Below are 25,479 nucleotides of genomic sequence, written 5' to 3' on the forward strand. Positions count from 1 at the left end.
TATGAAAGTATTTATTCTAAAAATAACCTTGTTCTGTGCACTTTTGGTCTTGTCATATCTTGCAATGGTCCATAAGCTTTCGGAAGGATATGTGGACATGTACTATCCCAAATTCACCCAAAGTGCGAAAAGCTTGATAATCGGACTGTCCCGGGCGGATGAAGGAATAGATCCATATACTTTAGAGAATGGCCTACCAGAGGAATACAACGGACCAGTAGTCAATTTTGCCTCGAATCAGAACTATTTTGGCAGTGTATACCTGGATGCCATAAAGGAAAAATTAGTAGATACCGGGAATAGCGAAAAACGATTTTTTATCGTGACAGTCTCGCCCGGCAGCTTTACCGCTCCAAAAGGTTTTGGCACTAAAGGAATTGAAGCCATGGATCGGAAAACGGCCATTGGAAGGGCCAATGATTTTACATCGATGCCCAATTATAGTTATATTATGAACTGCTACGGCAACGGTCTCTATAATGCCTTTATAGATTCCTATTCCGGGGGCAACCTAACCACCCATACCAATGGCTGGAACGAAGTTTCCCTTGAATCGCCCACATTCAACATTACCCAAGAAGTCATAAAGGATTGGAAAAGAAAGAACCTGGCCTATTTTGAGCGCAGACTGCCCAAGGAAGAGGTTAAACCATATCGATTGGAATGGTTTGGAAAAACGTTGGAACACTTAAAAAGCAAAGGAGATGTATTCTTGGTGAGAATGCCTGCCGACAAAGAGGTCATTGAGTTTGAAAACAAAAACTTACCAACCTTCAAAACATTGATGGATAGCATTACCCATGCATACCAGATTCCCTATCTTGACTATTCCATAGGCAACAAATCGTTTGGGACATATGATGGTTCACACCTCTATTCGGAATCAGCAAAAGAGTTCTCTACCATTTTGGCCAGGGATATGTTGAGACATCTTAAAAACCAACCTTAAACTTGTCAACCAATTCAATACATATCATTTCAAGAAAACTTGATGGTCCCTACCAACAGGAAGGGTTCAAACAGATTTGGTTGAAACATTTTCAAGCCAACAAGGCTACCTATACATTTGAATGTTTTAAAGGTATCTCCTTTTACAAACAGGCCTTCCCCCCTATTTATGTCAATGTTGGTGCCACCAATACAAAGAGCGTAATATATGAACTGGACCAAAATAGTTCAGTAAAAGACATTGCCAATAGTGTTTTTTTGATTTATGATGTGCCCCAACATAATGGGGATGGGGAACTAAAACTTGCTGGACTCAAATTAAAGACGGTCCCTCAATATGAAGGTTTCATCTGCGATCTAAACCAAGTAGGCTCTTTAGAGGAATATCTAAAGCAAAATCTGAGTAGCCGCAGTCGTTCCAAACTCAGAAATTATATCAATCGATTGAACAGAGACCATAAAGCGTATTGTAAAATGGTCTGGGGAGATATCGATTCAGAGGAATTTGACGTTCTCTTTGATCGCTTCCATGAATTACTGGTACAACGATTTGAAGACAAACAGATTGTAAACAATAACTTGGACCCCACCGAATGGGCATTTTATAAAGATGTCACATTGCCCATGTTGAGAAAAAAGGAAGCAGGGCTTTTTGTCACCTATATTGAGGAGCAACCTGTTGCCATTACATTGCTCAACTTTTCGGGCACCCATGTTTATGATGTAATCCGCGTTTTTGATATTGAATTTTCAAGGTACAGAATAGGAAGTATCAGTATCATGCACCAGCTTGATTGGTGTATCCAGAACAATTTTAAAACACTGGATTTTTCGAAAGGGTATTATGACTACAAAAAAAGATGGAGTACCAATTCATACCAGTTCCATTATCATATCTGGTACGACCCAAAAAAAATAGCCAGCTTGGCAATTGCCAATGCACTAGCCCTAAAATTTAAACTTAAATATTGGGCACGAAAACACAATCTATTTAAGCTAATTCACAAAATAAGATATCGGCTGGGCAATAAACCTTAATAATCCATTTAGAAAATGTCAGACCTCCCTGGACCATATAGAGACCATTGCCTCTTCCAGCTATACTTGGAACACAAAGTCCATGAAATCTACCAAGGGAAGGTAATCAATAAACTTTTGGACCATACCCTTGATGTGAATCTGGACAATATTGTCGACCATCGAAAGTTCAAGATCATAAAAGATGTTCCCGATTACCTTAGGTTCGAACGGAATATCCCCCAAAATTCCAAACTGTTACGAATTGCACAGTATAATGGATATCTCATTAACCTAAAGGGTTATAAAAAGATTGAGGATTTTTTAAATAGCCAACTCAGTAAAAGGAACACAAAGAATCTTCACAGTAAAAAAAGAAAATTGGAACTCCAAGGTTCTATTGAGTACAAGGTACTGACAGGTCCCATAGAAGAGTCCATATATTCTAACATATTTGATGATTTCAAAAGATTATTGCTCACACGATTTGATGAAAAAAAGATTTTCAATAGAGATCTCTTTCACTGGCAAGAATTGTATGCGCATACGTATCCAAAACTGGTCCAAGAAAAAGCAATGCTCTTTGTTATCTTTAAGGATAATGAGCCTATTTGTATTGCATTAAACTATATATTGGGCAATAGTATGTTCAGTCACATACAGACCTACCATGTGGGCTACTCGCAGTACAACATGGGAGATATAAACATGCTTTTCCAACTCGAATGGTGCCTTATCAATAATATTGACATTTTTGACGTTTCTAAAGGCAGAAACCCTTACAAAGAAAAATGGTGTAATCATACCTATCGTTTGTTTTATGAAATTGTATACCCCAAAGGTTCTTTCTTAATGGCTTTAAAGGCAAAAAATATTGGATACAGATTGTCCCTTATGCAAAAGCTAAGGGACATAGGGTTGTTGGGCAATATTGTGAATGTTGATAAATGGCTCTATTTTAAGAACAAGGGAAGACTCAAAGCCATCACAAAGTAAACCAGAGGCGTATATGCTTCAATTTTTTAAAATACTGGGCAATCAATTGGATTTTCATGAATTCATGCTTTTGTATGATCGTGCGGGAACCGTGTACAAGTCATTGTCCAACACGTACACTGGTTGTGACATATTTCCAGAAGAAAGCTCTTCCACTATACCTTACCCCATACACATCAAGCCCCTGATCATCACCAGTGTTCCCGGCTATTTGGAAACTGTCCCGGTCTTTGGTTCCAGAACTACCCTTAAAAAGGTGAAAACATACCCAGGTTCCCTGATCAAGCTTTCCTCCTACCCAAATTTTGAAGCCTATTTAGATCAAAACTTTAATAAAAAACGACAGGCCAATTTCTTGCGAAGCGAAGAAACACTATATGATTGCTTCGATATTGAACATCGGGTATTCTACGGGGAAATGGAAAAAAGTGACTACGAGACTGTTTTCAAGGCCTTCCAGGAAATGCAATCGTTCAGGTTCGACCAATTGGGAACCCAAGACGATGCTGCAGATATGTGGCCCATCTATTACAAGCAAACCTTGGAACTTGTCCAGAACAAAAAAGCTTGCATATCGGTCATTTACGATGGGGACAACCCTATTGCAATTAGCCTGAATTATGTTCTCGGCAAAATGATGTTCGGTTTTACCAAAACCTTTGATATGGCGTACACCAAATTCGGCATTGGAAATGTGGAGCTCTTAAAAATGATTTCTTGGTGCATTGACGAAGGTTTTGAGGTACTGGACTTTATGAAAGGGGAATACGATTACAAAAACAGGTTTATAGACCATGCTTATCCATTTTCGCTCCAAATTATGTATTCCCGCAATACTTTAAAGCAAAGACTCTGGGGAACCACAGCCTTTTGGGTGTTGCAGTTTTTTTACTTTATTTATCACGGGGCCAAGTGGCTGGGACTACGCAGATCAAGAAATAGGCAAACTTTTTTGCATAATCGCTCAGCATCTACCCCAATGGTAGACCAAATCCCGTTACATGATCAATCATCCATTGAAACCGGTGAGTTTAAAGTCAGTCTGAATGAAGTAAGGAACAAATATTTGCAAAAAGCAGTTTGTGATTATTGTTACTTGCACAGAAAGCCATTGAAGTCCATTTCAATATATGCAAAGAAAGAAGATGAAAGCTACATTAAAATGATCGCTCCATCAGAATCCTTTCTCTTTACCTTTGTCCAACCTAAAGCTCCCAGTTCAATAAAATGACACAAAAAATCTCATTCCTAGAGGAGCTTCTCGAAAAAGGCTGTATTGATGAACATGTCAGTTCCATATCATTTAAAGACAGTTCCAATAAAATTCATCATTCTACTGTAGAACCCAAATTTTGGGCCAGCCAAGATACTCTTATTTACACAGATGTCCCCGGTTACATGAGGGTTTCGTTTTTCGGACAAGAAACGAACAAGAATGAAAAATCGGTCGCCACTTTTGAAGGGTCTTATATTGATCTTGGCCGATACACTGATATTGACCAGTTTTTAAAAGCCAAACTCAGTTCAAAACGAATTTCCAGGCTCAAAGCCTATAAAAGAAATTTGGAGCGGGTCTTTCCCATCACTTATAATTATTATTATGGGAATATTGATGATACTACCTATGGTCAACTTATGGATTCATTAAAGAGTATGATCACAAAAAGGTTCCATGAGAAGGAGTTGGAACATTTGGCACTAATGGAATGGGACAAGTTTAAAGAAAATGGGCGAAAATTGATTCAGGAAAAAAAAGCGGCCATAATCGTGATTCAACATGGTGATCATCCCATACACATTTCCTTTAACTATGTATGGGAAAAATTGGTCTTTGGATATGTCAGGGGCTTCGATGTGGATTATTCCAAATTTTATTTGGGGTACATAGATATATTGCTCCAACTGGATTGGTGCTTTAAAAACCAGTTTAAAATCTACGACCTTTTGCGCGAAAACATGGAATATAAGCTACGTTTTGCAGATTGCACCTATCTATACAGAACGCACATAGTTTATCCCCAAAAACCGGTATACAAAAAAGTTGCCTCCCTAAAGCAGTGGCTTTCCATTTCTCTTGAGTTTGACGTATATTATCCTGTCATTGACAAATTGAAAGGTATCTACCGGAAAATTCCCTTTTTGCCCAAACGCCGAAGACAGATAAAATCACTATATTATTTGGATGAAGTATCGGGTGAAGAACGCTCTAAATTGGAACAGGGGACGTACCAAACAGTCAATCTTTATTCAAACCCCCAAATTTATCTGAAAAGGGCAGCATATCATTTTTTATACCTTTCGAAAGACAATCTGGAAAATCTCAAGGTATATCGGGACCCAGTCACTCCAAACATTTTTTATCTAAAGGGGCTTAAAACCATGAAGAAAGTTCATTTTAATCAATCTGAAACAAGAAATGGGGATTTGGAGTCTTGAAAAAATAATATTCTTAAAGGCATTTTTGGCCACAGATACCTTTCCTGAAGTCGTCAACATGATAGAGGACACTAGGGATGGGCAGCCGATCTATAAAAAATCCTCAAACCAAAAATCCATAAAAGCTCCCAAGACAATTGTGATCCAAGATGTTCCCAGTTATTTTAGGCTTCATACAGATTCCCATAAAAATAAGTTTTCTTTAAAAAAGGTATCCACCCAAAAAACATATGTAGTAAATCTTGACAAATACACAGATGGATCGGAATATTTATCCAAACACTTTGGCGCTAAGAGTAGATCGGCACTTAAACGCTATAAAAACCGTTTGGAAAAATGTTTCACCATACGCTACCAAGCATATTATGGAGCAATGGAGCGAAAACAATACGATGATATTTTTGGGAGTCTGGAAGGGCTGATGATCCGACGATTCAGACAAAAAAATGAACAGAATTATGAACTACAACATCTTACCGAAATCAAGGAGGATGTTTATCCCAGATTACTACAAAAGCAAGCCAGTCTGTTCGTAATCTATGCCAATGATACCCCCATAAGTATACGAATCAACATGATGAAAGCAAAATTGGCCTTTTACATTTTAAGCGCATTTGACCCTGATTATGATCTTTTTCGGTTGGGCAAATTGGATATGTGGCAAAATATAGAGTGGTTGATTGCGCAGGGGTATTCAAAATACGACTTGCTAAAAGGCTATGGATACATAAAAGAGAAATGGGCAGACACCGTTTATGCCAATGAGTTGGTCATCATAACAGACCAAGGGTCTTTGTGGGGAAAATCCACGTCCCTTTTTTTAGTATGGGTAAACAGCCTAAAGATCAGGCTACTCAAATTTATTCGTTTACTTCAACTGGACAGGGTCATCAAATTATGGAAAAAAAGCAGATTGCATGATCAAGAAAAAATGGATGTAGAAATCATTGATTTGGATGAACATATACAAACCGAGGTATCTTTGGATAAAAAGCCCATTGACCCCCTCGAAAGAAAAAAATTGGCCAAGGCCATTTTCCAACTCGGGTATACCCTTCAATGTCCGATAGAAGAAATTTTGGTATACCGAAAGAATGGGGCAGAAAATGAATATTATGCCCACTTCCAAAGCAATTACTATTTATTAAAAGTAAATTGAACCAGTACTATAACAGTTGAGCATGGTGAAAATGCGATTTCTTCTCGATATACTATTTGGTTCTTCACATTTGACCTTTCCCCAGATTGCTGCCAAAAGTAAAGATGAGGATCCACAAATCTTCAAGATTTATTTAACCCAAGGAGCTGAAATAAAGTCTTACTATACCATAATTGATATACCCTCCTATCAAAAAATTAGGCCTGCTGGGCAATTGCAACAGTTCAAAAGGGCAACCTCACCTCTATATCAAGGTTTCCTGATCGATCTAAGACCTTTTGAGAATTTCGATACCTATTTTCAATCCCATTTTGATGCCAAGGCGAGGAGAAATTATAGAAGACAGGGTAAAAAGCTTCAAAATGAAATACAACAACACCAAAGGAATATATTTTGTGGAGAAATAAAAGAATCCACTCTTGACCTTTTGTTCGACCAATTAAAGATCTTTCTGGAAAATCGTTTTGATCAAAAAGAAGCCAAGAACTATGAGATTCCCATTCTCCCCCTCTACAGGAAAATGTTTGGAAAATTGCTCCCTGATGGAAATGCAATTATTTTTTCTCGATTTGATAAAGAAATGCCGATATGTATCGGTATTGGATTTATAGACGATAAAACTTTGTATCTCTTCAACATTGCCTATAATGTTGAGTATTCTCAATATGGCTTGGGAAACCAGTTGATGATAGATGTTCTCAAATGGTGTTTTGAGAACAATATTGCCTTCGTGGATATGGGGCGGGGGGATTTCTTGCACAAAAGGTACTGGGTCAATTCCCAATACACCTATTTACAGATAAACTTGTTCGATCCAAAAAACCTTACCGCAATTCTCCAAGCCTATAGCTCTTGGGTAAAGAACAACATTCGTTTTTATTTAATTATATTCCTTAAAAAACTGAGGGTCCATCAATTGGCCAAAATATTATTTTTATGGAGGTATAGGGCCAAGCGCATGCTGATGCATAAACAGTAAAAATAGTTTTCAACTCCATCAACTACTAACGTCTTTAATGAGTCTACTCCACAAATACAATGTGTTCCAATCCATTTACGAAAGAGAATCCGTACCTTCAAACCTCATTGGTGCATCTGTCATGGGAACTCCTTTGGAAGCTGACGAATATGGTTTAAACCAGAAAGGTAAAGCTGTGCTGTCTCTCCGCTTGGTCCCTGACTATTTCAAGTTAAATGAACCCCCGAAGCATTATAACATCAAGATTGTACCTCAAGACAATTGGGGATACTCCATAGATCTTACGGAATCTTCATCGATCGATCAATATCTTGAATCCCAATTCAAATCGAAAACAAGAAGCATTATAAGGAGATATGTACGGAGGTTGGAAACCTGTTTTCCCATAACCTATAGATTATATTATGGGGATATGGATCAAACAGACTATGAAAGAGTTTTTGATGCACTTCACAATATGATCAAAGCACGTTTCAATCAAAGAAATGAAACCCACAAAGAAATGTGGAGATGGATGGAACTCAAAAAAAACACATATGACCAAATTCTCCAGAAACAAGCTTCCCTATTTGTAATATATGATGATACTGCCCCTATTGAAATTTCATTGAACTACCATCTGGGCCCGGTTTTGTTCAGTTCAGTCTCCTCATATGATATGGATTACGCCAAATTTGGCCTTGGTCATGTTGAAATCTACAAACAATTGGAGTGGTGTATCAATAACGGATACAAGCTATTTGAAATGGGCGTAGGTGGTATGGACTATAAACAAAAATGGAGCAATCATATCTATCGTTTCAACCATTGGATAATGATTCCTAAGAAGTCCCCGTTGATCAAGTTGATTGGAATGATGGAACATTACCGTGTAGTGATCAAAGAATACTTGAAATCCAAAAAGGTGAACGACCTTCGTGATTTTCTGATTGGGAAGGCGAAAGAAAACAAGGAAAACAAAGTTCCACAAGAATCGTATGGTTTTAAGACGTTGGAAAGTCCCCCTTCTGAAAATGATTTGGTTCCGTGTGGAATTGCCGAATGCAACCAAATAGGGTACAAGAAAACATTGAACGATCTGCTCTATCAAGAAGAAAGCCCCAGAAAGAATATTGAGATTTATAAAACAGATTTGTCCAAGGGGCGGTACTATGTCAAAATCAAGAACAGATGGTTCATCATACATCCAATATTGTCTTAATCCTTTGTATGACGTTTTGTTAATACAAAGTTACCAATCACTAGACTGTCCAATCCTGTAGACCAAAAACATCTAACAGCATCAACAGGTGATTCAACTACTGGCTCCCCTTGTATATTGAAACTTGTATTCAACACTACAGGAACACCGGTCTTTTTACCAAGCTTTTCTATTACGTCGTAATACCTTGGATGCAGTTCCCTACGAACCGTTTGCAAACGGGCACTACCATCAACGTGAGTGACCGCTGGGATAACCGATTGCTTTTCCTTGAGAACATTGCATACTTTTAGCATAAAGGGTGCTTCTACCTCCAAATCAAAAAAGTCGTCTTTTGCCTCAACAATTGCCGAAGGGGCAAAAGGTCTATAGGCTTCCCTAAACTTTACTTCAGCATTGATTTTATCTTTCATGTCCTTTATGGCAGGATTGGCCAAAATACTACGGCTACCAAGGGCCCGGGGACCAATCTCCATTCTCCCTTGAAACCACCCAATAATCTGACCTTCATGCAACAGAGAAGCCGCCTTCTCACAAACATCCTCATGGTATTCGTAAGGCAGTTTTGCTCCCTTGAGCACTTTCTCAATCTCTTCATTGGTATAGCTAGTGCCTACATAAGGATCTAGGTGGACAAAGTTTCTCTCATTCCCCAACAGTCCATTGTACAAATAGTAAGCAGCTCCAATGGCAGTTCCATTATCCCCCGCTGCTGGCATTACATACACATCCTTGAACTTGCTTTCGCGAACGATCCGTCCGTTCATCACGCTGTTCAAGGAAACTCCCCCGGATATAACAAGATAGTCGGCTTTGGTCTTTTGATGTAATATCTCACAGATTTCCAACACTCTATCTTCCAATACCCTTTGAAATGCAGCAGCCACATCCATATGGCGCTTTTCAAATGGCTCACCATGGTTACGGCCGGGACCGAATATCTTATAAAATTTTGGAGAAAGTCTTCTCCAGTGCATATTCTGAAAATTGAAGTAACTTAAATCAAAATGTAGCTGGCCATTCTTATCCACACTTACCATTTTACCCACCTCCTCTTTATACACTTCAGGGTCACCCATTGGGGCCAGCCCCATGGTCTTTCCCTCATCATAACTTGTCCTGAAACCGCAGAATTGGGTCACGGACTCGTAAAAGGATCCTAGGGAATGTGGAAAGAAACTCTCACCTAAACAGTCTATTTTATTCCCTTTTCCATAACCCATCCATGTGGTTGCCCATTCTCCAGAACCATCTATTCCCAATAACGCGGCCTCCTCATAGGGGGACACAAAGAAAGATCCAGGTGCATGGCTAAAGTGATGGGGGATAAAATGGACTTTAGGTCCATTTTTTTTATTTTCCCAATGATATTTGAACCAGTTCCAAAACCCCTTTTGCTTATTGTAGGCATGTACAAACTCATGATTGACAAAGGGTTTGAACCTATTGAGGTTACCTGTTAAATGCAACAGTTTCTTACCTAAATTGTGTGAAGGCTTAATGGAAACGGCTATGTAATCTATTTCATTATAGCTCAAGCCTGCAATTTTGAGACAGCGATCCACAGCCTTTTGGGGGAATACGCGGGTGTGCTTGTCCCTGTTCAACCGTTCCTCTTCAATTGCCGCTATTAATTTACCATCCACAACAATACATGCAGTGGAATCATGAAAATAGTAGTTCAAGCCTAGAATGACCATGCAAAAAGATTAACCTATTTTAGTGAAAAGACCTATTGTTCGTGTTGTATATTTTGGTCACAGAAAATAGAATCTTTTTTCTAGCAAGAATCAAATACTCGTTAAAATCAAGTTATAATCGATGAACATTAAGAATTAATATTCCTGAATGACAAACTCAGATCTTCTATTCTTAGCATGCTCCTCTTCAGTACAATAAACTCCATCCTTACACTCATTGACCAGCTTGGTCTCCCCATATGCCTCATGGCTTATCCTCGCTTCAGAAACCCCTTTTAATACCATGTATTCAACAGTTCTTTGCGCTCTTCGTTCTGAAAGCCACTGGTTATATTTCTGGGTCCCCCTAGAATCCGTATGTGCCATCACTTTTATGACCAGGTCGGGTTCATTCCTCATAACATTGGTGAGTTTGTCCAACAGTTCTTTATCCTTATCCGTTAGATATGATGAATTGAATTCAAAAAGTATGTTCCCCAGACTATTAACCTCATCTTGTAGTGCCTCTCGTCTTGCCTCCTCAGCTTTTTGCTTGGATTGTTCGGCTGCGGCAAGTTCTACAGCTTCCCTTTCTTTTTGCATGCGTTCCGCCAACAACCTTTCATCTTCTTCTAACTTGGCGATGGAATCCTTAACCTTTTGCTGTTTTTCTTGGATTTCTTCCAAAAGAGCCAACTTTTCAAGCCCTTTTCTAGAGAGTCCCTTCTCTACTTGGAACCTATATGCTACACCAAATGCGTGTTGAATGAGATTGGTTGCGTTGTCAGTATTCATGGTCCACTTTCCCGTGGTATTAAAATCCAATCCCCAATGGTCAGAAAGCCATGTTCTAAATCCCAATACACCGTTGTAAGTTCCTCTCCCCTGATTGTTGGCATTTGTATACCCAACTCCAATTCCAACATAAGGATCGAAAAAACCTGTGTCGCCTATTATCATGTTTAGGTCATAGCTAGTTCTTAAATCGATTGAAAAAAAATTGATATCAGTTGGGTTCACCACATCATCCACAATTTTACCTTCTCGATATTTGTTAAAAGTACCAATCATTTCAATGCCCATCCCATTTTTAAAATAGCGCCCAAAACTCAACCGGGAAGGATATTTTGCGATGTTCCATGCTTCCTTTATGTCGAACAATTCCCTGAATTCATCGCCCGAATCATCAACTATATTAGTTCCTAAACTAACCAGCCAATAACTCTCAACAATACTGTCCTTTTTGGTCAGATCCAGATTCTGCCCATAGGAACTCAGGGCAAGAGTAGACAAAAATGCAAACACTTTTAGGTTAAGTTTTTTCACACAATTTTGATTTGGGGTTGAGAACCAAAACTATGTCTAATCACCTAAAAGTGAAATTTTGCACTTTCAAGTGCGTTAATTTTCGATAAGAAGTAAGAAATATTCTTAAACGTCTAGTTTTCAATATTTTGAAAATCGAAGGTCTTATCGATAATCGGCATTTTATACAGGTAAAAGGGATAGTAGATGGGTTGAATGCTTGTTTGTTCAACTTGTTCTTTATCGATTAACTGTACCGCAATGGAAACCAAGAGGTCAGTCTCTTGAAGTTTTGAAAGCATTGGAACAACTTTCTTTCGTTGTTGACCCAAACATACCAAAATCAGCATATCCTTTGAAAAATCCACCATGGGAACGGGAAGCCCCGGCTTACGGGTCATGTTAATCTTGGCGTAGAATTTTTGAAGGGATTTTTGGTCTTGGATAATCCTAACCTCATAATCGGTTATCGTACTGAAATTATCTTGATCGATCAAAACCAAATCTTTTATTTCTTGCCCCATTGGTTTTGATTCCTTCTGGGCTTTACAGGACAGTAGACATATACAGGTTATGAAAAGGAAATATCGCACATCAAAAGGTATTCTTGAAACGGGATTTGTAGGCCTTTTCATAAATTTCCTCGTAAAGGGGAAGTATGTTGACAATGTCAAACTTGGAGGCTACCTTGAACGCATTGTCCTTGAATTTCTTCAGAACGGCATCATCCTTCAAAATTTCAATGGCCTTTGCGGCCATGGTCTCCACATCCCCCACATCGGCCAAATACCCAGAAACCCCATCAATATTCACCTCTGGGATACCACCGGTATTGCTGGAAATAATGGCAACCTTGTTGATCATGGCTTCCAAAGCGGCCAGACCAAAACTCTCGGATTCCGAAGGCAACAAAAACAGATCCGAAAAGCAAAGAATCCTGTCAATTTCGTTACTGTTGCCCAAAAACAGCACCTTGTCTTTCAATCCAAGGTCCTCACACATTTTTTCTGCCCTCTCCTTTTCCGGTCCCTCACCTACCATGATCAATTTGGCAGGTACCACTTTTTGTATCCTGTGAAATATTTTGATTACATCAGGAATCCGCTTCACCTTTCTAAAATTACTGATGTGGGTCACAATCCGTTCATTTTCCCTAGCCATCATGGATCTTTGGCAATCGGTGTATTCGGGGCGGTATTTGGAAATTTCTATAAAATTGGGAACCACTTCGATTTCCTTTTCTATATCGAACAATTCCATCGTGTCTTTTTTCAACGCTTCGGATACGGAAGTAACCACATCGGATTTATTGATACTAAAGGTAACAGCTGGTTTGTAAAATGGGTGCTTGCCCACCAAGGTGATATCGGTACCATGAAGCGTAGTGATCATAGGGATGAAAATGCCAGATTCCTGGAGCATTTTCTTGGCCATATAGCCTGCATAGGCATGTGGAATGGCATAATGTACGTGTAACAGTTCTATATCGTACATTTTGATGGTATCCACCAATTTGCTCGAGAGTGCCAGTTCATAGGGTTGGTAATGGAAAAGTGGGTACTCGGGCACGTGCACCTCGTGAAAATGGATGTTATTGCCCAAGAGTTCCAACCGCACAGGCTGTCTATAAGTCACAAAATGGACTTCATGGCCTCTTTCTGCAAGGGCAATCCCTAATTCCGTGGCCACCACTCCACTACCACCAAAAGTCGGGTAACAAACAATCGCAATTTTCATAAAAACAAATCTAAGGCAATAATCCGTGCCTAGTTAATAATGGAATCATAAATAACCTGCTGTATCCGTGTCCGCAATGCGGAATTGATCAACAAGTTATTGGCAGCAGAGGGATACGTCCTGTTCGACAAAAACACGTATACAATCTCGGCATCTGGATCGGCCCAAGTATAGGTTCCCGTAAAACCACTATGGCCAAAGCTCTTGCTCGAAACACAACCACAGGTTGGTCCTTTTTCCTCCAATTGGGGCTTGTCAAAACCCACTCCCCTTCGTACATTTTTATTGCAGAAATAGCAAGTGTTGAATTTTTTAATGGTTCGTTCGTTCAAAAACTGTTCACCTCCGTAATATCCACCCTGCAGGTACATCTGCATAATTATTGCCACTTCATTGGCTGTACTGAAAAGTCCTGCATGTCCCCCAACACCACCCAGCATGGCTGCTCCCATGTCATGCACATAACCCTGTATCCGCTGATATCTGAAATAGTCGTCCTCTTCTGTGGGAACTATCTCATCCACCTGAAATTTTTTCAAGGGATTGAAAGTAGTCCGCTGAAGCCCCATCGGTTTATAGAAAAATTCGTCGACCAATTCATCAATGGGCCGTTGATAGGTCTTCTCAATATATTCCTTGAAAATGTAATACCCCACATCACTGTACCGATAGCGATTGGACTTTAAAGTCTGTCTTCCAATCCTGTTATAAATAGAATCCTTGTAGGACCGCGTAAGGTATAAATGATCGGCCACTTTATACGGAAATGCCTCGGATGGATTGTTCCTGTAAAATTCAGTTGAAGGCTTCCTATCCTTAGTTAGGGTGTCCAGATAAAAGGCTATCCATGAAGGTAATCTGCCATAATGGGACAGTGCCTTTAAAACCGTGACATCCTTCAGCTCTGTGTCCGCATATTCCGGTATCAAATCCTTAAAAGTGTCATTTAGGGCAATCTTCCCCTCTTCTTCCATCTTCATGATCATGGGCAGGGTACTCAATATCTTGGTCAACGATGCGAGGTCATAAATAGATTCGGAGATAATATGCTCTTCGGAGTCATAGGTAGGTTTACCAAAATTTTTGTCATAGATGACCTTCCCTCTTCTGGCCACCAAAACCTGGGCACCAGGAAACATCAACGAATCGATACCATGTTGTACCAACGTGTCCACCATGGCCAACCCCTCTGAACTCATGCCTACACGTTCTGGAAAACTATAGCCCAATCTTTGAATCGGTTTCATTTCCAATCCGGTACCCATGGGTAATTCAGTATGGGCGGAAACGGGTAATTTACCGGTGGTACCGATGGCACCGAAAATTGCTTCCGCTGCCTTTTCTTGGGCAATGTCACTGTTTTGATAGGCCACCACCACACCATCCATGGCATCTAAATTGGGTACATCCAAGAGCGCATAGGGTTTGGTGAAAAGGGTAAGAATAGTGTTGCTGGTCCTTAAGTGCGATATTTCTTCCAGCCAATACAACTCGTTCTGTGAAAACTTATATCCCTTCCATGGGCTGGCATTACTCTTATGAAAACCAATGATGACCAAGTTGTAGTTTGCAAGTTCCGTTTTGTATTCCGAGATACTTTTGGCATCAATTTCCGTAACCTTGAAATATTTGTTCAATGATTTCAAAAAAACGGAACCGGAATCATCACCAAAATGTACGTAGGCAATTTTCTTGTTATCCAGTTTTTTGATGGGCATCAACGAAAAATTATTTTTGGCCACCGTGATGGCTCCTTCTATGGCCTCTTCGTAAAGCACGTCGTTTTCAATGGAATTCAGGTCCTCGTATAAGTTTTCCAGAGATACGGGGTGATAATCGTTCAACCCTACCTTGTACTTCGCTTTCAATATTTTCTTTACGGAAAGGGCCAACCGTTCCTCAGAGATGATTCCCTTATTGTACGCCTCCATCAACTTTACTTTGGCCTTGTCCACATCTTCGGGCATCAGGAGCACATCGTTACCAGCTAAAAAAGCCTGCAATTCCACTTCCCCATCGGGAGCAAATTGTGAAACAGCCTTCATGTTCAGGGCATCGGTGAAAATCAACCCCTGGAAACCCAATTCCTTCTGTAACAAATCCGTGACAATGGCTTTGGACAAGGTGGAAGGGTGTCCTTCCCGGCTTTCCAAGGCTGGAACATCCAAATGGGCAACCATTACCGAACTGAGTCCATTTTCCATGGCTTTTCTAAAGGGAAATAATTCTATGGAATCCAGTTCTTCCTTAAATGAATCGATAATGGGTAAGGCTTTGTGGGAATCCGTTTCCGTATCGCCATGACCAGGAAAATGCTTGCCACAGGACAACACCCCGGCGGCTTCCATTCCTTTTAGGAAGGCTATCCCTTTTTGCGATACATTTTTTGGGTCTTCTCCAAAAGAGCGGTTCCCAATGATGGGATTTCGTGGATTGTTGTTCACATCCAGATCGGGAGCAAAATTGATATGCACCCCCAATCGTTTGGCATGTTTTCCAATTTGATGACCCACCTTTTCCACAATAGTACTATCCTGAATGGCCCCAAGGGTCATGTTCCAAGGAAAGGCATAGGTGGAATCGAGTCGCATGGCCATGCCCCATTCCGCATCGGTTCCAATAAGTAAGGGAACCTTGGACTCGGATTGGTAGGCATTGGTCAATTTAGCTTGGGCAGTTGGTGTTCCACTTGAGAATATCACCCCACCGATACCTTCTTGCTTCACTAGGTTCTTGATTTTATCCGTAGCAGCTTTATCCTGATTGGAAGCAATACTGACCATGAACAACTGCCCTACCCGTTCTTGCAGGGACATGGCATTGTATTGGCTTTCCACCCAAGCCTTTTGCGCTGTGGAATCCATGGTCACCAAAGGGTCGGTTTGACCAAAAGATTGAATACAAATGAATAGGAATAGGGAGAAGTAGAGGTTTATCCGCATAAATACCTTGTCTAAGACATGAACTTATTGCTGATAAAAATATTGCATTTGGTCGAGGAATGCACAGAAATTAAGATAATTTAAGAACTCCCTAAACAAATCTGGAATGCCAACTTTCACTAGCGGGCACTTCCCAATTTTCCAAATACTCCTGTTTGGTGGCCACCAAATTATTAAAAACGATGGTGTTGGCGGACACTGCTTTGTCCTTTGCCATTTTCTTGAAATCCGTCAGGGGTTTATAGGCGATGTATTCCCCTTGTTTGAAGGAAACGTTCATCCGGTCCATGAGTTCCACTTGGAATTTCTGTTCCAGCGTTTGCATGAAATGAACGGATGCATCGATGGAGCAACCCGAAGCACTGGCATTGGTCTGGTCCAATCCAATGATGATGAACCTATTGTATTTCATCTCGAATCCGGCGTGCAAATCACTACCATGGGCGGTCCACTGCTTTAAAAATTCCGATACACTTTGTTGGATATCCTGCAATTCTGATTCCGTAAAGCTTCTGTTGGATTGATAGATCCAAATTCGGGAATGATTGGGCAATTCGTTAAACTCTACCAACATATCAAATGGAGTTTGCTAATAATTCGGCTACGTCCAAAACCGTAACACTATCTTCTTTTTCATGTGCCTTGATACCGTCCGTCATCATGGTATTACAATAAGGGCAACCTGTTGCTATGATATTGGGATTGGTTTCCAAGGCATCCTTTGTTCGTAAAACATTGATGTCCATATCTCCCTTTTCGGGTTCTTTGAACATTTGTCCCCCGCCTGCACCGCAGCACAACGCGGTGGTCTTATGGCGTTTCATTTCCACCAGTTCCGCATTGGTTTTGGCAAGCACTTCCCTTGGAGCCTCATATACTGTATTGGCCCGACCCAAATAACAGGGATCGTGAAAGGTGATGCGCTTACCTTTGTATGTTTCCCCTTGTAAGGTCAGACGGCCTTGATCCAAGAGTTCTTTCAAAAATTGGGTATGGTGCATTACATCATAGGTGCCCCCTAACCCTGGGTATTCATTTTTTAGGGTATTGAAGGAATGGGGATCGCAGGTCACAATCCTCTTGATTTCATAGCCATTCAGCAATTCAATGTTCATCATGGCCTGCATTTGGAACAAAAACTCATTGCCTGCTCTTTTGGCCACATCCCCAGTAGAGCTCTCTTCTTGGCCCAAAACAGCAAAATCAACATTGGCCTTGTTCAACAACTTTACGAAAGCCCTGGATATTTTTTTTGCCCTATCATCATAACTTCCGGCAGAACCCACCCAAAACAAAATTTCCGGTTGTTTGCCTTCCGCCATAAACTCCTGCATGGTTTTCACCTTCAATTGTTCACCCATAGTGCTAGATTTATTCGTTTACCCAGTTTAAGCGGTCCATTTGGTTGTATGGCCAAGGTGCACCGTTGTTTTCTATGTTGGACATCATGTTGTTCAATTCCATTGGTGCAGCGGACTGTTCCATGACCAAATACCTACGCATTTCCACAATGATGGACAAAGGATCAATACTAACAGGGCATGCCTGTACACAAGCGTTGCATGTGGTGCACGCCCAAAGCTCTTCCCTACTGATGTAATCGTCCAACAATTGTTTTCCATCGGGTTTAAACTCCCCTTTGTTGGCATCCATGTTCTTACCTACTTCCTCCAGACGATCACGGGTGTCCATCATGATCTTTCTTGGAGACAATTTTTTACCAGTCTGGTTGGCAGGGCATTCCGAAGTGCAACGTCCACATTCCGTGCAGGTATAGGCATTCAGCAATTGTACCCAGTTCAGATCCATCACGTCCGAGGCCCCAAATTTCTCCGGCACTGCTGCAGCATCCGTGGTAGCAGGTGCAGCAAAGGGGTCCGCATTGGGATCCATCATCAATTTGACCTCATTGGTCACGGATTGCAGATTGTCGAGCTGCCCTTTCGGCTTAACTTTTCCAAAATACGTATTCGGGAAGGCCAAAAGAATATGAAGATGTTTGGAATAGTACAAATAGTTCAAAAAAGCCAAAATGCCCAAGATGTGTAACCACCATGCCGTGCGCTCCACCATCATCAATCCGGATTCGGACATTCCACTCAATAAAGGGGTCAAAAATTGACTGATGGGAAATGAACCTGCCCGCACATAATGCTCCGCTCCCATTTGCTGTAATTGGGAATCCGCTGCATTCATCGTCAAAAAGAGCGTCATCAACACGAATTCGATATACAGGATCATGTTCCCATCCTTTTTGGGCCATCCCTTCATTTCTGGTTTGATGAATCGTTGCAACCGGATAACATTTCTTCGTATCCAAAATACCACCACGGCCACAATGACCAAGAAAGCCAGAATCTCAAATGAGCCTATCAAAAAATTGTATATGGAACCCAAGGAAGAAAACAATCTGTGGGTACCGAACAAACCATCCAGGATGATCTCAAGCACTTCAATATTGATGATAATGAACCCTACATAAACAAAAATATGCATGATGCCTGCCACAGGGCGCACCACCATTTTGGTCTGTCCCAAGGCAATCCGAACCATGTTCTGCCAACGCTGGGGTTTGTTGTCGCTCACATCCACATCTTTCCCCAATTTGATGTTCCTGGAGAGCTTTTTTACATTCCGGGTAAAGTAGCCCACGCCCACAATGAGGGCTATGGCAAAGAGTATGTTGGGCACGTATTCCATCTACTGATTTTCATTTTGTTCGGCCGGATCATTTTCAGGAAGGGTATATTCCTTTTGCTTTTTCCCGAAAACAGAAACATTCACGTAACGTTTGGGGTTTAGCCTGAAGTCCTGTAGCAACAAGTCCAATTCCCTTGAAGCCGCTGCCAAATTATTATACAGGGCGTCGTCTTTGTGCAATTTACCCAATGAGCCTTCCCCTTCTTCGATTTTGGCCAAAATGCCATTGAGTTTACTAACAGTACCTTGGAACTCCGCAAGGGTAGCACCCAAGTCAGCATTGACCAAAGAATCTGAGAGTTTGGAGAAATTGGAGGTGATACGGTTCACATTTTTCAGGGAGCTGTCCAATTGCATTTTGTTGTTGGCCAGCAACACATTTAAATTATCAGCGCTTCCTTTAAAGGACTTTACCAAGGCATTCAACGAAACTATGGTTTCCTGAAGCTGTTTTTTGGTTGGGTCGTCCAAGATTTCATTCACGTTCATCAAAAGGGAATCGGCATTGGAAACGGCCCCTTCTACCTTCATTTGCAAGGGTGTCAATTTCTGCTGTACCAGTTCCGTGATACCGGGTTTTATTTTAGATTGCAGGGTGTCCCCGGATTTGGCCATTGGCGCTTGGTCGAATATTGGTACGATCTGTACCCCTTTTCCTCCAATGATTCCTGTATCGAACAATTCGGCGACACTATTTTCAGAAAAATCAAATTCATTGCTCACGGAAAGGGTCACCAGCAATTTGCCGGAACCATCCTTAAACTTGATACTGGTCACATTGCCGACGTTGTAGCCATTGATGGATACCTGGGTGCCAGGTTGCAATCCGCCTACATTATCATATACGGCGTAAAATGTTTTGTTGTTATCAAAAAGTGGAGAGGATTTTAAGTAGCTCAGCCCAAAGATAAAGGCCACGATTCCAGCGACTATGATAATCCCGGTCTTGATTTCCCTGGATAGTTTCAAAAGATTCGGTTTACAGTTTAAACAAAATTAGGAATATTTTTTACAAGGAGGACCACTGATCTGATGGCTACTTTAAAGCATCGGTCAATGGCACCCTGTTTCCATTTTTATAAGCAACAATATATGAGGTGGTATAGCCTTTGGCATCGGCATTCGCCTTAAGCTTTTTGGCCTCGTCATATGTGTTCGCATTACCATACATATATCGGAACAGATTTTTGTAGGGCTCCTTGGTCATTTGGTCCAATCCATTAAAGTTTTCACTCTTCAATGGAATGTTTTTGGCACTTGCCATAATCTGTACCTTGTATTCAATTCCTGAACTAGCGGGTGGGGACACCACTTGCGTTTCGGTTTTTGTTTCCTCTTTTGGTGGTGTTGCCTTGGGTTCCTCTTTGATCGGGGTTTCGTCTTTCTTGGTCTCCTCGGGAACATTCACGGCAACTTCTGTATCCTCTACCTTTGGGCTCGGGGTACCTGCCACCGTACCGCTACCCACCTCTTCCTTGTAGGTCAAAACAGCATCGGCAATGGCCTTGCCCATTTCTTGTTGGCCTTTTTTGGAATTCAGATAACTGCCTTCGTTTTTATTGGTCAGGAACCCAGTTTCTATCAATACACTGGGCATAAAGGTTTGGTGCAATACAATAAAACCGGCCTGTTTTACCTTTCTGTCCTTCCTATGGAGCCTGCTGGTGAAATTATCCTGCAATTTTTTGCCCAACTGGATGCTTTGTTCCAAAAATTCTTCTTGCATAATAGTCAACCCAATAATGGATTCTGGGGAGTTGATATCATACTCGGCATAGCGAGTGGCATAGTCATCCTCCAAATAAATTACGGAGTTCTCTTTTTTGGCCACTTCAAAATTTTGTCGGTTGGCATGCAATCCCAAAACAAAGGTCCCCGCGCCATTGGCATCCGAATTGTGGGAGTCACAATGTACCGAAACGAATAAATCGGCATTGGCCTGATTGGCAATCTGCCCACGAACGAACAAATCTACAAAGGTGTCATCATCCCGTGTATATACCACTTTAATGCTTGGGTCTTTCTCCAATTCTTCCCCGGCCTTGAGAACAATAGCCAAGGCAATATCCTTCTCCAAATATCCATTTCCAAGGTTTCCGGGGTCATGGCCGCCATGTCCAGCATCCAATACAACCACAAACTTATCTTTCGGCGGCACCTTAGCTTTATTTTTTGTAAAAGATGTCAACGGTAGGACAAAGAGAAGAAAAACTAAAAATGCTGACCGACTTTTATTCATAAGAACTGCTTGATTATAGTGCTCTGTATTGGTTAAAAATATGGTAATCCCACATAAGTAGACCAAAAAATATATGTAAGTTTGGGGCCAAAAACTGGGCCAAACTAGCACAAAAATAGGATTTATCACGTTGCAAGCAAATAAACATCTTCTAGTTTTCCTATTTGTTCTTCTATGTGGCAATGCTATCTTAAGTGCTCAGGAAGACCAGATTACACCTTTGCCCATCAAAGCGGCAAGGGATACAATCCAGGCTCCTATTCTTACGACCAACATCTTCGATAAAACAAAGGCGACCGATACTGTTGAAGTTGATACTGTCCCCAAAAAGCAGCCTTTACTGTTAGATAAAATCAAGTACAAGGCAAAGGATTACGTCAAACTGAGCCAAAAGGACAACAAGATCTATCTGTACGACGAGGCGGAAATCTATTATCAGGATACCGAACTGAAAGCGGGGGTAATCGTGATGGATTACGTAAAAAATGAAGTCTATGCCGGACGCATGAAAGATTCTTTGGGCAATTATTCCCAATTGCCTTATTTTAAGCAAGGAGACAACGAGGTGCGACCAGATTCCATCCGCTTTAATTTTGATACACAAAAGGCCCTGATTTGGAACTCTAGGACCGAACAACAAGCCGGATTGGGTCAATTGGGTAGCGATGCCATGAAAGTATACGCCCAAGTGACCAAAAAGGAGAATGACTCCGTGTATTTTTTGAGCGAGGGTAAACTGACCACATCAAAGGACACCGTAGATCCTGACTATTATATTAGGGTACGAAAGGCTAAGTTTGTACCTAAGAAGAAAATCATTGCAGGTTACAGTAACATGTACATTGTGGATGTTCCAACACCTGTTGCCTTGCCTTTTGCCTATTTCCCCTTAACAACGGGAAGGGCTCCTGGTCTTATTTTTCCAACTTTTGGTAACGATCCCAACCGAGGCTATTTCATCCAAAATGGCGGATATTATTTGCCTATCAGTGATTATGTAGATCTTAGCGTGACGGGAGACTACTATACCAATGGTAGTTATGGGCTTATGGGACAATCCATCTATACTAAAAGATACAAGTTCAACGGTAGTATCAGAATCAGTTATGAAAACCTCATCCGAAGTCAGAAAGGGTTCACAGACTACAGTAGAACAAGTAACTATAACATTCGAATATCCCATTCACAGGATACAAAAGCCAGTCCGAATTCGCGATTTTCAGCTTCGGTAAACCTTGGTAGTAGTCAATATTACACCAACTCACTGAACCAGGTGAACCGTAACAATTCGCAAACGAACACCTTTGCCTCATCCATCAGTTATTCCAAGACTTTTCCGGCATATCCTTCTGTGAACACCAGTTTGACCTTGAGCCATACCCAAAACTCCAGGACACAGATCATCAACATGTCCCTTCCTACCTTTCAGGCCAGTATGGAACGTATTTACCCGTTTGTTAAAAGGGACGAGGTGAAAAAAGGCATTTTCGAGAACATCAACTTTCAGTACGATGTGAACGCACAGAACAGTATCACCACTACGGAGGAAGATTTCTTCACCAGTAAAATGTTCGACGAGGCCAAGGTTGGGGCCAGGCATAGGTTGCCCATTGCCACCAACTTTAAGGTAGCCAAATATTTTAGCGTAAGTCTTAGCGGCACCTATGAGGATATTTGGACCTTGGAGACCATCCGCAGGCAGTACAATGCAGACGAAGAGAGGGTGGTAACTGATACCATTCCCGGTTTTGACCGCTTTAATCGATATAGTTTGGGCACCAGTATCGGAACAACGCTTTACGGTACTTGGAATTTTGGGGAAGGCAAAAAAATACAGGCCCTGAGACACGTGATGCGACCTTCCATCAGCTATAGTTATGCACCATCATTTGAACAATTTTATGATACCTATGTTGATGGTGACGGTGAAGATGTACAATACACTCCTTTTGAAACAAGTCTATACGGAAGACCTTCCCTATCGCGTGGGAGTTCGGTCAGTTTTAGCCTTCAGAACACTTTGGAAGCCAAGGTCCGGGACAAGGACTCGACGGCCACGGAACCCAAAAAGGTAAGTATCCTTAGCAACTTAACGCTTTCCACCAGTTATAATTTTGAGGCAGATTCCTTAAAATTGAGTCCCGTGAGCTTGAGTGGTGCCACAGAGATCATTAAGAATGTACCCATCAATTTTGCGGCAACCTTCGATCCCTATGCCATTGACAATAGCGGAAGAAGGATCAATACCCTGAATATAAAAAATGGAGGTGGGCTGGCCCGATTGACTTCTGCCAGATTAAATACCGGATTCTCCTTGAATAGTGAGATGTTCCAAAAAGGAGGCGCCAAAAAGAAGGACGACAAGGAGCAAGAAACCCCGGACTATGGGGCAAATCCCTTTGAGGTGGAAGGAGCTCGAACGGGGGACCGGCATTTTAATAAGGACGGGGAAGACGACAATGAAGAAGTACCCCTTTATAATACCAAATTACCTTGGGATGCCCGTTTTACGTATGTGGCCACCTATAATAATAGCAACCGACAAAGCGAAATCACCAACCATTCCCTGATGTTTTCAGGGAACATTCAGCTTTCCCCTAAATGGGAGGTCGGCTTCAACTCCGGATATGACCTCAAAAACAAGGGATTTGCGGATACCCGATTTGCCTTTAAACGGGATTTGGGAAGTTTTAAGCTGAGTTTTGATTGGACACCTTTCGGAAGGTATGAAAGATGGTATTTCTTCATTGGGATCAAAAGCTCCATCCTCAGCGACCTTAAATGGGAAAACAGAAGTCAGCCATTTAGCAACCGATAATATTTTTACTTACCTTAAATCCATAACCTAGAAACCTTGAACACATGAAAAAAATCATCAATACTTCCAAAGCACCAGCTCCTATTGGCCCCTATAATCAGGCTACATTAATAAAAGACACGCTATATATTTCTGGGCAAATTCCAATTGATCCAGCCACCGGAGAACTTGTGGAAGGGGACATCAAAAAGGAAACCAAGCAGTCCATGGAAAACTTGAAAGCTATTTTGGATGAAGCGGGAATGACTTTTGAGCACGTGGTCAAATCCACTATTTTTATTAAGGATATGCACCAATTTGCACAGATCAATGAGGTATACGGTACTTATTTTGATGCCGAGACGGCACCAGCCAGGGAAACCGTGGAAGTAGCCAACCTTCCAAAGTTCGTGAATGTGGAGATTTCTATGATTGCCGTTAAATAGTCTCTTTGTGGAATTCCACGAGACCTTCTATGGGCCTTCTTCGTATGACACCCAAAATCAAATCATTGCGTTCCAGGCAAGCTTCGAGCTCGTCCTGTAAAAAATGGGCGATACTCCCCACAAAACTGATGGGGACCTTGGTGGCCAACTCGAACTGCATGATGTAGTTGTTCACGAACTGTTGCAATCCTTTTTCGATAACACCCTTACAGTAGGGGTGCTCCTTGTTCTCAATGATAAAACGGGCAAAGGTTGCCAAATAGGTGTTCGGGTTGGGTTGTTTGTATAGATGCTCCTTGATCACATCTGCATCCAAATCGTATTCCTTAGCGAATTTTATGCCCAGATCTTGTGGCATCTTGTGGAAGTAATAATCGCGCAACAGCTTTCTTCCGAAGAAATTGCCGCTGCCGTCATCCATCAAAATATAGCCCAAAGAGGTTACTTTTTGAATCAGTTGGTGTCCATCATAATAGCTACAGTTAGACCCTGTACCCAAAATACAGACGATGCCCTGCCTGCCAATTTTGGTAGTGGAATAAATGGCCGCGAAGGTATCTTCCCTTACTTCTGCTTTGGCATTGGGGAAGAAATCCTTAAAAATGGCTTTTAGGAAATTTTTCATTCTATCGGTACCACAACCGGCACCATAGAAAAACAATTGACGTACTTCTGTCCTGTTTTTGGAAAGTTCAAAATTATTGGCCAAACGGTCCTCGATGACCTCCCTGGTCAATACCTCGGGGCTCAATCCTAAAGTTTGGGTCAAGAACAACTGCTCCCCTTTTTCATCTAGGGCTATCCAATCGGATTTAGTGGCACCACTATCCACGATCAAAATCATACGTCAAAATTTTATGTGAAATCCTGAAAAGGGTAAAACCCTTCTCAGGATCAT

At 41.3% G+C, this 25,479-nt stretch carries 21 protein-coding genes; 10 read left to right on the plus strand and 11 right to left on the minus strand.

Annotation, left to right across the window (positions count from 1 at the left end; all coding sequences use genetic code 11):
• Nucleotide 1 precedes the first annotated feature (1 nt).
• The 8 genes from D2U88_RS00610 to D2U88_RS00645 are packed head-to-tail and all read left to right on the plus strand — an operon-like array spanning nucleotide 2 to nucleotide 8,736.
• On the plus strand, nucleotides 2-949 hold the full coding sequence (locus tag D2U88_RS00610; protein ID WP_147378491.1) for a hypothetical protein: 948 nt from the start codon (nucleotides 2-4) through the stop codon (nucleotides 947-949).
• A gap of 2 nt (nucleotides 950-951) precedes the next feature.
• A complete protein-coding gene (locus D2U88_RS00615) occupies nucleotides 952-1,986 on the plus strand; it encodes a GNAT family N-acetyltransferase (protein WP_119638365.1) in 1,035 nt (344 codons plus the stop codon).
• A 15-nt stretch (nucleotides 1,987-2,001) separates the two neighbouring features.
• Complete coding sequence (locus tag D2U88_RS00620; protein ID WP_119638366.1) at nucleotides 2,002-2,961, plus strand: GNAT family N-acetyltransferase; 960 nt, start codon at nucleotides 2,002-2,004, stop codon at nucleotides 2,959-2,961.
• A gap of 13 nt (nucleotides 2,962-2,974) precedes the next feature.
• Nucleotides 2,975-4,192: a GNAT family N-acetyltransferase gene (locus tag D2U88_RS00625; RefSeq protein ID WP_182859070.1), complete on the plus strand. Its 1,218-nt coding sequence runs from the start codon at nucleotides 2,975-2,977 to the stop codon at nucleotides 4,190-4,192.
• A complete protein-coding gene (locus tag D2U88_RS00630) occupies nucleotides 4,189-5,397 on the plus strand; it encodes a GNAT family N-acetyltransferase (protein WP_119638368.1) in 1,209 nt (402 codons plus the stop codon). Before D2U88_RS00625 ends, D2U88_RS00630 begins: the two co-directional genes overlap by 4 nt.
• Nucleotides 5,378-6,556, plus strand: coding sequence for a GNAT family N-acetyltransferase (locus tag D2U88_RS00635; protein WP_119638369.1), 1,179 nt, complete (start codon nucleotides 5,378-5,380; stop codon nucleotides 6,554-6,556). The genes D2U88_RS00630 and D2U88_RS00635 overlap by 20 nt, the downstream gene beginning before the upstream one ends.
• A gap of 22 nt (nucleotides 6,557-6,578) precedes the next feature.
• Nucleotides 6,579-7,535: a GNAT family N-acetyltransferase gene (locus tag D2U88_RS00640; protein ID WP_119638370.1), complete on the plus strand. Its 957-nt coding sequence runs from the start codon at nucleotides 6,579-6,581 to the stop codon at nucleotides 7,533-7,535.
• Between the two features lie 37 nt (nucleotides 7,536-7,572).
• Nucleotides 7,573-8,736 (plus strand): GNAT family N-acetyltransferase, encoded by a 1,164-nt coding sequence (locus tag D2U88_RS00645; protein WP_119638371.1) that lies wholly within the window; start codon nucleotides 7,573-7,575, stop codon nucleotides 8,734-8,736.
• Here the strand turns inward: D2U88_RS00645 and D2U88_RS00650 are convergent.
• The 10 genes from D2U88_RS00650 to D2U88_RS00695 all read right to left on the minus strand — a co-directional run bounded on the left by D2U88_RS00650 (nucleotide 8,733) and on the right by D2U88_RS00695 (nucleotide 21,338).
• Nucleotides 8,733-10,436 (minus strand): carbamoyltransferase family protein, encoded by a 1,704-nt coding sequence (locus D2U88_RS00650; RefSeq protein WP_119638372.1) that lies wholly within the window; start codon nucleotides 10,434-10,436, stop codon nucleotides 8,733-8,735. The genes D2U88_RS00645 and D2U88_RS00650 overlap by 4 nt on opposite strands.
• Before the next feature lie 135 nt (nucleotides 10,437-10,571).
• Nucleotides 10,572-11,741 carry an OmpA family protein gene (locus tag D2U88_RS00655; protein ID WP_235855687.1) on the minus strand — a complete coding sequence of 390 codons (1,170 nt, stop codon included), beginning with the start codon at nucleotides 11,739-11,741 and terminating at the stop codon, nucleotides 10,572-10,574.
• Between the two features lie 113 nt (nucleotides 11,742-11,854).
• Complete coding sequence (locus D2U88_RS00660; protein WP_147378492.1) at nucleotides 11,855-12,244, minus strand: hypothetical protein; 390 nt, start codon at nucleotides 12,242-12,244, stop codon at nucleotides 11,855-11,857.
• Nucleotides 12,245-12,314: 70 nt separating this feature from the next.
• Complete coding sequence (gene bshA, locus D2U88_RS00665; protein WP_119638374.1) at nucleotides 12,315-13,457, minus strand: N-acetyl-alpha-D-glucosaminyl L-malate synthase BshA; 1,143 nt, start codon at nucleotides 13,455-13,457, stop codon at nucleotides 12,315-12,317.
• Between the two features lie 29 nt (nucleotides 13,458-13,486).
• Nucleotides 13,487-16,399 carry a glycoside hydrolase family 3 N-terminal domain-containing protein gene (locus tag D2U88_RS00670; protein WP_119638375.1) on the minus strand — a complete coding sequence of 971 codons (2,913 nt, stop codon included), beginning with the start codon at nucleotides 16,397-16,399 and terminating at the stop codon, nucleotides 13,487-13,489.
• Nucleotides 16,400-16,490: 91 nt separating this feature from the next.
• Nucleotides 16,491-16,973: an ABC transporter ATPase gene (locus tag D2U88_RS00675; protein ID WP_119638376.1), complete on the minus strand. Its 483-nt coding sequence runs from the start codon at nucleotides 16,971-16,973 to the stop codon at nucleotides 16,491-16,493.
• 1 nt (nucleotide 16,974) lies between these two features.
• The gene (locus D2U88_RS00680) at nucleotides 16,975-17,760 is read right to left on the minus strand and encodes a (Fe-S)-binding protein (RefSeq protein ID WP_182859071.1); all 786 of its coding nucleotides are present in this window, start codon (nucleotides 17,758-17,760) and stop codon (nucleotides 16,975-16,977) included.
• Between the two features lie 10 nt (nucleotides 17,761-17,770).
• On the minus strand, nucleotides 17,771-19,099 hold the full coding sequence (locus D2U88_RS00685; RefSeq protein ID WP_119638377.1) for a 4Fe-4S dicluster domain-containing protein: 1,329 nt from the start codon (nucleotides 19,097-19,099) through the stop codon (nucleotides 17,771-17,773).
• Entirely contained in the window at nucleotides 19,100-20,068 is a 969-nt protein-coding gene (locus D2U88_RS00690) for an MlaD family protein (RefSeq protein ID WP_119638378.1), read from the minus strand.
• Nucleotides 20,069-20,135: 67 nt separating this feature from the next.
• Nucleotides 20,136-21,338 (minus strand): N-acetylmuramoyl-L-alanine amidase family protein, encoded by a 1,203-nt coding sequence (locus tag D2U88_RS00695; RefSeq protein ID WP_119638379.1) that lies wholly within the window; start codon nucleotides 21,336-21,338, stop codon nucleotides 20,136-20,138.
• A gap of 130 nt (nucleotides 21,339-21,468) precedes the next feature.
• On the opposite strand from D2U88_RS00695, the gene D2U88_RS00700 reads away from it, so the two are divergent.
• Together D2U88_RS00700 and D2U88_RS00705 are read left to right on the plus strand one after the other, a co-directional pair.
• Nucleotides 21,469-24,156 carry a putative LPS assembly protein LptD gene (locus tag D2U88_RS00700; protein ID WP_119638380.1) on the plus strand — a complete coding sequence of 896 codons (2,688 nt, stop codon included), beginning with the start codon at nucleotides 21,469-21,471 and terminating at the stop codon, nucleotides 24,154-24,156.
• Between the two features lie 44 nt (nucleotides 24,157-24,200).
• Nucleotides 24,201-24,581 carry a RidA family protein gene (locus D2U88_RS00705; RefSeq protein WP_119638381.1) on the plus strand — a complete coding sequence of 127 codons (381 nt, stop codon included), beginning with the start codon at nucleotides 24,201-24,203 and terminating at the stop codon, nucleotides 24,579-24,581.
• On the opposite strand, the gene D2U88_RS00710 is transcribed toward D2U88_RS00705, so the two are convergent.
• Nucleotides 24,574-25,425 carry an N-acetylglucosamine kinase gene (locus D2U88_RS00710; RefSeq protein ID WP_119638382.1) on the minus strand — a complete coding sequence of 284 codons (852 nt, stop codon included), beginning with the start codon at nucleotides 25,423-25,425 and terminating at the stop codon, nucleotides 24,574-24,576. The genes D2U88_RS00705 and D2U88_RS00710 overlap by 8 nt on opposite strands.
• Between the last annotated feature and the right edge of the window lie 54 nt (nucleotides 25,426-25,479).

This window comes from Flagellimonas aequoris, from assembly GCF_003584165.1.
GTDB lineage: Bacteria > Bacteroidota > Bacteroidia > Flavobacteriales > Flavobacteriaceae > Flagellimonas > Flagellimonas aequoris.